This window comes from Burkholderia sp. 3C (assembly GCF_054589155.1).
In genome coordinates this window covers 21,544-28,200 of record NZ_BAAILN010000136.1, presented here as the reverse complement: position 1 = coordinate 28,200, position 6,657 = coordinate 21,544, and the positions used below count along the sequence as shown (strand labels likewise).

Annotated in this window: 6 protein-coding genes; all 6 read left to right on the top strand. The window is 68.0% G+C overall.

All coding sequences use genetic code 11. The features are described 5' to 3' along the window. On the top strand, positions 1-468 hold a 468-nt coding region (locus ACYP33_RS28170), incomplete at its 5' end, for an aminotransferase class IV (RefSeq protein ID WP_459624703.1). 17 nt (positions 469-485) lie between these two features. Further along, entirely contained in the window at positions 486-1,232 is a 747-nt protein-coding gene (locus ACYP33_RS28165) for a TauD/TfdA family dioxygenase (RefSeq protein WP_414448181.1), read from the top strand. 48 nt (positions 1,233-1,280) lie between these two features. Next, positions 1,281-2,771: a GNAT family N-acetyltransferase gene (locus ACYP33_RS28160; RefSeq protein ID WP_459624816.1), complete on the top strand. Its 1,491-nt coding sequence runs from the start codon at positions 1,281-1,283 to the stop codon at positions 2,769-2,771. A 63-nt stretch (positions 2,772-2,834) separates the two neighbouring features. Further along, positions 2,835-4,049 carry an ATP-grasp domain-containing protein gene (locus tag ACYP33_RS28155; protein WP_459624702.1) on the top strand — a complete coding sequence of 405 codons (1,215 nt, stop codon included), beginning with the start codon at positions 2,835-2,837 and terminating at the stop codon, positions 4,047-4,049. Next, entirely contained in the window at positions 4,046-5,299 is a 1,254-nt protein-coding gene (locus ACYP33_RS28150) for a GNAT family N-acetyltransferase (RefSeq protein WP_459624701.1), read from the top strand. The genes ACYP33_RS28155 and ACYP33_RS28150 overlap by 4 nt, the downstream gene beginning before the upstream one ends. Further along, a complete protein-coding gene (locus ACYP33_RS28145) occupies positions 5,296-6,618 on the top strand; it encodes an MFS transporter (RefSeq protein ID WP_459624700.1) in 1,323 nt (440 codons plus the stop codon). Before ACYP33_RS28150 ends, ACYP33_RS28145 begins: the two co-directional genes overlap by 4 nt. Positions 6,619-6,657 lie beyond the last annotated feature (39 nt).

The window sequence follows — 6,657 nt, the reverse complement described above, 5'->3', positions numbered from 1 at the left end:
GGCATCACGATGCAGACCGCGGCCTGGCGGCGGCCGCCGCCCGCGAGCAGTCCTTACGAAGCGAAGGCGTCGGGCCACTACATGATCGCCACGCTCTCCAAGCACCAGGCCGAGGAAAACGGCTTTCACGATGCGTTGATGCTCGACTGGCGAGGCCATGTGGCCGAGGCCACCAGCGCCAATGTGTTCTTCACGCAAGGCAACAGGATCCACACCCCGGTGGCCGATTGCTTCCTGAACGGCATCACGCGGCAAACCGTGATCGCGCTGGCCCGCGCGCTCGACTACGAGGTGATCGAGCGGACCATCCTGCCCGAGGAGCTCGGCGCGTTCGAGGAATGCTTCATTACCGGCACGGCCGCCGAAGTCACGCCGGTGCGCCGGATCGATGCGCACGATTTCGTGCCCGGAAAAATCTGCCAGACGCTGATCGAGGCCTACAGCGCGGCCGTGCGCAACCCATCCTGATACCGACGAGATCAGCCATGAACCATCGCGACACGTTTGACGCAACCGAGACGATGCTGCTCCAGCATCAGGACGCCTTGCGCGAGCAGGGGTGGACCGTGCTCGAACCCGAATTGCTGGGCGACGACGTGCCCGGCACGCTGCGCCGTTTCGGGGTGTTCATCCCGCAGTTCAACGGCCGGGAAACCTACGAAGTCACGTACAAGCCCGGCTTCGACGCGCTGCCCTACTCGCAAAGCAAGAACGGCATCGGGCCGCATACCGAAGCGCCCGTCTACGATCCGCCGCCGAAATACCTGGCGCTGCACTGCCACCGGCAGGCGGCGTGCGGCGGCGGGCAAACCTTGCTGTCGGACGGGTTCGCCTTTTTCAAGTCGTTGAGCCCCGAACTGCAACAGTGGGCGAGAACGCATCCGATCGCGTTCAGCGCGACCACCGAGCCGGGCAGCACGCAGCGCAAGCGGCACGACGCGCCGATGATGCGCGAAGAGAACGGCGAGCCGGTGTTCCGGTTCAGCTACAACCTGTTCCGCTTCGGCGACGTCAACCCTTCGGAGTCCGACATGGCGGCGGCAAGCGCCGCCGACGACGCCGGCCCGTTGGCGCGGATCGCCCTGCAAGGCGAGGCGTTCTTTCTCGACAACATGATTTCGGTGCTGATTCCCGAAGGCAGCGTGCTGATCTGGGATAACCGGCGATTGATGCACGCACGCAGTCAGTACACCGATCCGGTGCGCCATCTGACGCGCTACTGGATCAACTGAGGCCGGCGTCGCCCCCTTCGCTCGGCATTACTGGAGATTCACATCGTGATGAAGCTGTGCGTTCGTCAAATCCGACTGGTCGACAAGCACCTCTGGCGCTGCGCGCGCGAAGCCATTCCCGTTCAGGATGCGTTGATTGTCGAACTGAGCCAGGGCGGCCATACCGGATACGGTGAAGCGTCGGCCTTCATGACCGACAGCTACAACTCGTCGCTCGACGCCATGAGCGGCGCGTTGCGCGGCGTCGCGCCGCTGCTCGCGCAGCTCGATCCGCTGCATCCGGAGCAGGCATGGGAACGCCTTGCGCAGCCGCTTGCGGGTTCGCCATTCGTGCTCGCCGCGCTCGATTGCGCGCTGCACGACCTGCGCGCGCGCCTGCTGGGGTTGCCGCTCTGGCGCGCGCTGAACGTTCAGGACCCCTCGGGAACCGGCTCGACCTACAGCATCGGCCTCGACACGCCGGCCGTGATGCTCGACAAGCTGCGCGAGCGGCCGGGCTGGTCCGCCTACAAGATCAAGCTGGCCAGCCCGCTCGACCTCGATACGCTCGCCGCGCTGCGCGCCGCCACGGATGCACCGTTCCTGGTGGACGGCAATTGCGGCTGGAACCTCGACGACACGATCGCCGCCCTGCCGAGCCTGCAACGCCACGGCGTGGTGGCCATCGAACAGCCGTTCGCGCGCGACGCCTGGTCGGCGGCCGAGGCGTTCAGGCAACGCTCGCCCATTCCGGTCTACGCGGACGAGAGCTTCGTCAACGGCGACGACCTGGATGCGTGCGCGCGCGCCTTTCACGGCGTCAACCTCAAGCTGATGAAGGCCGGCGGCCTCACGCCCGGGCTGCGCCTGTTGCAGCAGGCCAAGGCCAGGGGCTTGCGCACCATGCTCGGCTGCATGCCCGAATCGTCGGCCGGCGTGGCCGTCACGGCCCATCTGGGCGCGCTGGTCGACTACCTCGATATCGACAGCATCGCGTTGCTGGCCGTCGACAGCGGCACGTCGGTCGCGCTGGACGAAGCGGGCAGGCTCGCGCTGCCGGCCCGCACCGGCAGCGGCTTCGTGCCGGACGATGACAGCCCGGCTTACGTTGTCCGAACCATTTCGGGCGAGCAGGTGCTGCCGTTGCGGCATCGCGTCCTGCGGCCGCAACAGCCGATCGAGGCCTGCCGCTATCCGGAAGACGACGATCCTCACGTCCTGCATTTCGGTGCGTTCGACGGCGGCCAACTGGTCGGCATCGCCTCCCTCTACCGCGAATTGCCCCCCGAGGAACGCGTGCCGCGCCCGTTGCCGCCCGGCCAGGCCTGGCGGCTGCGCGGCATGGCCAGCCACCCCGAGAAGCGCGGCACGGGCATCGGCGCGGCGTTGCTGCGGCAGATCCTCACCTTCGTGGCGTGCAACGACGGTGCGCTCGTGTGGTGCAACGCCCGCACGACCGCCGAAGGCTTCTATCTGCGCGAGGGATTCCGGCAATACGGGCCGCCGTACGAGATGCCCGATATCGGCCCGCATGTCTTTCTCGGCTGGACATGCCGCTGAACGCGGCGAGAACGGCTGCGCAACGGACACCTCGTCATTCATTTACATCGGTGCTCAATCCTCATGATCCTTCTGCTCCTCAGTCCCCGGACAGCGCATCTCGATTATTCGGCATGGCTACACGATTGCGCTGACGAACTCCTCGGCATCGCGCCTCGCGATGCCGAGGTCGCGGCCGGCTTCCACGAGATCGCCCGCGTCGAACACTACGCCGACGACGCCGAAGTCCTGGCCGCCGCGCGTTCGCTGATGCAGCGGCACACCATCCGCCGCATCGTGGCGCTCGCCGAAGTGGACATCGAACGCGCGGCCCTGCTGCGCGCCGAACTGAACCTGCCGGGCCAGAGCCCGGACAGCGCCCGCGCCTATCGCGACAAGGTGGTCATGAAGCGCCACCTGCTCGGCAGCCCGGTGCGCGTGCCGCAGTTCGCGCCGGTCGAGACCGTGGCCGACATCGTCGAATTCATGGCGCGCTGCCCCGGCACCGTGGTGCTGAAGCCGCGCAGCGCATCAGGCTCCACCGGCGTCGTGCTGGTCGAGCAGCCGTCCGATCTCGAAGGCCTGGCGCTGCCGCTGGACACCGTCGCCTACGAAGCCGAAGCGTTTATCGCCGGCGATTTCTTTCATGTCGATCTGCTGAAGATCGACGGCGAGCGCATCTTCGCGATTCCGTCCGCCTATACCGGCGAAGGCTGCCTCGCGCACTGGACCGATTCCGGCAGCGGCAGCTACACGCTGGCGCGCGACGATTGGCGTCACGCGGCGCTCGTGGCGGCAAGCTGGGCCGTGGTGGACGCGTTGCCGGCCACCTCGGATCTGATCGCGCACGCCGAATTCTTCATCACGCCCGAGCGCGACATCGTGTTCTGCGAAATCGCGAGCCGGGTGGCGGGCACGCCGATCCCGACGATGCTGCAACGCTGTCTCGGGCTCGATCCGCGCGAACTGTGGTGCCGCATCGCATGCGGCTTGCCGGTCGATCTGGCCGGCATCCGGGCCGCGCTCGACGCATCGCCGCTGGTCGCGAACTTCGGATTGCCGCCGCGCAACGGCGTGGTACGCGGCTTGCCGGCCGACACGCTGCCGGGCATCGAGAGCCTGCAGATCCTCGTGACGCTGGGCGACGACTGGTCGGGCCAGCGCTACGAAACGCGCAAATCGGGCGACTTCGTGGCCACCTGGCTGGTCACCGGGCAGGACGAGCCGGCGCTGCTGGCGCGCCTTTCGGATTCCTGCGCATTGATGGAATCCGCCGTGACCTGGGCGGAATCGTCATGAGCGCGCCCATCGCCGCCCGCATCCTGACCGCGCAGCAGCGGCCGACCGACGCCACCTTTCCTGCCCTGCGCCGCCCGGCCATCGTCTGGGACGACCATCGGTGGTGGCGCTATGTGGAGCACACCGAGGACTATCAGGTGCGCTACCTCGGCATCGAACGCCATGGCGAACTGGCCGCGCTCGCGCCGCTGCTGCTGGCGAGCGCGGAAACCGGCCTGCCGTTCTACGACCTGCCCAAGATGACCGGCAACGACAACGCGTTCGGCGTGCCGGACTGGCTGTCGGACGCCGAGCGGGCCACGTATCTGTCGCTGCGCCAGGCGTTGCCCGCGCTGCGCGCCGATCAATACCCATCGCTGGCGCTGGCCACGTTCGGCGCGCATCCGGGCATCGTGTTCGCCGACGGGCTGCCGCCGTCGGCCCGCGCGCAGATTCTGGCCGCGCTGCCCGGCTTGCTTCGCCAGGCCGCCACGGAGCTCGGCTGCCGCAGTTGCGGCGCGCTCTATCTGTCGACGCAGGAACTGTCGGACGTCGGCAGCGCCGCCCGCGAACAGGGCTTCCAGCCGGCGGTGGTCGGCGCGGAAACCATCCTCGATCTGCCCGAGGTGCCGTCGTTCGATGCCTACCTGAACACCTTGAACCGCAATCGCCGCCGCAACATCCAGCGCGAGCTGGCCGAGTTCGAGGCCGGCGCCTGGCAGGTGCGCGTGCACACCGGCGCCGACGCGATCACGCCGGAGCTGATCGCGCTTCAGGCGGCGCTGCGCATCAAGCACGGCCTGCCCGGCGACGCCGAGCGGATCGGCCGCGACCTGCACCTGATCGCCGCAACGTTCGGCGACGATTGCGTCGTGATCAGCGCGCACCAGGGCGAGCACATCGACGGCTTCGCGCTGTACCTGCGTTCGCACGATCGCCTGTATGCCCGCACCGGCGGCTTTCATTTCGACGAGAACGGCCGCAGCTGCTATTTCCCCGTCGCCTATTACGAGGCGATGCGCTGGGCGATGACGCAAGGAATCCGAAGCATCTACTACGGCCTGTCCGCCTACGAGGCCAAGCGCCACCGCGGCTGCCGAATGGAGCCGCGGTGGGGCCTGTTCCGCTTTCACGGCAGCCACGCCGATGCGCTTCACGCTGCCGTCGGCCTGCAAGGTGCGAGCGAGCAACGCGCCTTGAGCAAGCTCGGCGCGACATTTGCCGACGCGCCCGTCGAGATCCCCACCCTGTGCCAGGAGGAAACGTCATGATGCGTCGCGTTCACGGCATGCTGGCGATGGTGCTGCCCGCCACCCGCAACGGCAGGATCATCGCGGCCGGCGCCACGGTGGATTCCATCGGCAGCGGCATGTTCATGGCGGCCGCCACGCTGTTCTTCGTCACCAACGTCGGGATTCCTGCCTTGTTCATCGGCACCACGCTGGCGGCCGCCAACGTGTGCGGCCTGTTGAGCCCGGTGCCGATCGGCAAGCTCGCCGACCGGTTCGGCGCGGCGCCGGTGATGATCGTCCTGCTGGTGATCCGCGCGGCCGGTTACGCGGGCTACGCGTTCGTGGCCAGCCCGGTTCCGTACCTGCTGCTGACCTGCCTGCTGACCGCGTGCGACCGTGCGGCGCCACCGCTGATGCAGGTGGTGGTCGGGCAGGTGGAAGGCCAGCACGACTACACGCGGACGATGGCGTCGATCCGGGCGATCCGCAACGTCGGCGTCACGGCCGGCTTCCTGCTGGCGAGCGTGGTGCAGGCCATGCATTCGCATGCCGCCTTCACCGCGCTGTTCCTGGTCAACAGCCTGTCGTTCCTGATCTTCGCCCGCTGCATCGCGGGCGTCGCGCGCACGGCCGGCCTGGCCGCACCCGCGCAGCGTCAGGAGACGCCGGAGCCGGTCACGCCACAAGCCGCAGCGCCGGCTCCGGCCGCCGCCGAATCGCCGTTCCGCAACCTCCGCTTCATGCTCGTGACGTTGAGCGAATCGTTGATGGCGCTTCACGACTCGATCCTGCTGGTGCTGATCCCGCTCTGGATCGTGCAGAAAGCGCACGCGCCGGCTTCCGTGTCGTCGCTCGTGCTGGCCGTGAACACCGTGCTCACCGTGTTGATGCAGGTGCATCTGTCCAGCTATGCCAAGGGAGTGCGCGCCTCGCTGCGGCTCTGGATCATCGCCAGCGGCCTGCTGGTCTCGGCCTGCCTGATCTTCGCGTTCGCCGAGGGCCACGCGCTGCCGGTGGTGATCGTCGGCGTCACGATTGCGTTGCTGCTGCTGACGGTTGGCGAGAACCTGCATTCGGTCGCCGGCTGGCAACTGTCGTACGAGATGGCGCCGGAGCGAAGCCGCGGGCGCTATCTGGCCATGTTCAGCCTCGGCGACACGATCCAGCGCATCGTCGGGCCGATCCTGATGACCGGCGTGGTGTTGACGGCCGGCACCTGGGGCTGGGCGCTCCTGATCGGCCTGTTCCTGCTGGCCGGCCTGATCACGCGCCTGGCCGTGCCGGTCGACCGGCTCGACCCGCGCCCCTCACCCGCCGCGTCTGCCGGCACCGTCAATCTCGAGAAGTCGACGTCGTGACGCACCCTGGCCCGGCTGCTTCGGCCGCCAACTTCGTTA

Bases quoted from the DNA above. Each gene is read 5' to 3' on its own strand.
- ACYP33_RS28165 (WP_414448181.1), top strand. From the start codon at position 486: ATGAACCATCGCGACACGTTTGACGCAACCGAGACGATGCTGCTCCAG.
- ACYP33_RS28160 (WP_459624816.1), top strand. From the start codon at position 1,281: ATGAAGCTGTGCGTTCGTCAAATCCGACTGGTCGACAAGCACCTCTGG.
- ACYP33_RS28155 (WP_459624702.1), top strand. From the start codon at position 2,835: ATGATCCTTCTGCTCCTCAGTCCCCGGACAGCGCATCTCGATTATTCG.
- ACYP33_RS28150 (WP_459624701.1), top strand. From the start codon at position 4,046: ATGAGCGCGCCCATCGCCGCCCGCATCCTGACCGCGCAGCAGCGGCCG.
- ACYP33_RS28145 (WP_459624700.1), top strand. From the start codon at position 5,296: ATGATGCGTCGCGTTCACGGCATGCTGGCGATGGTGCTGCCCGCCACC.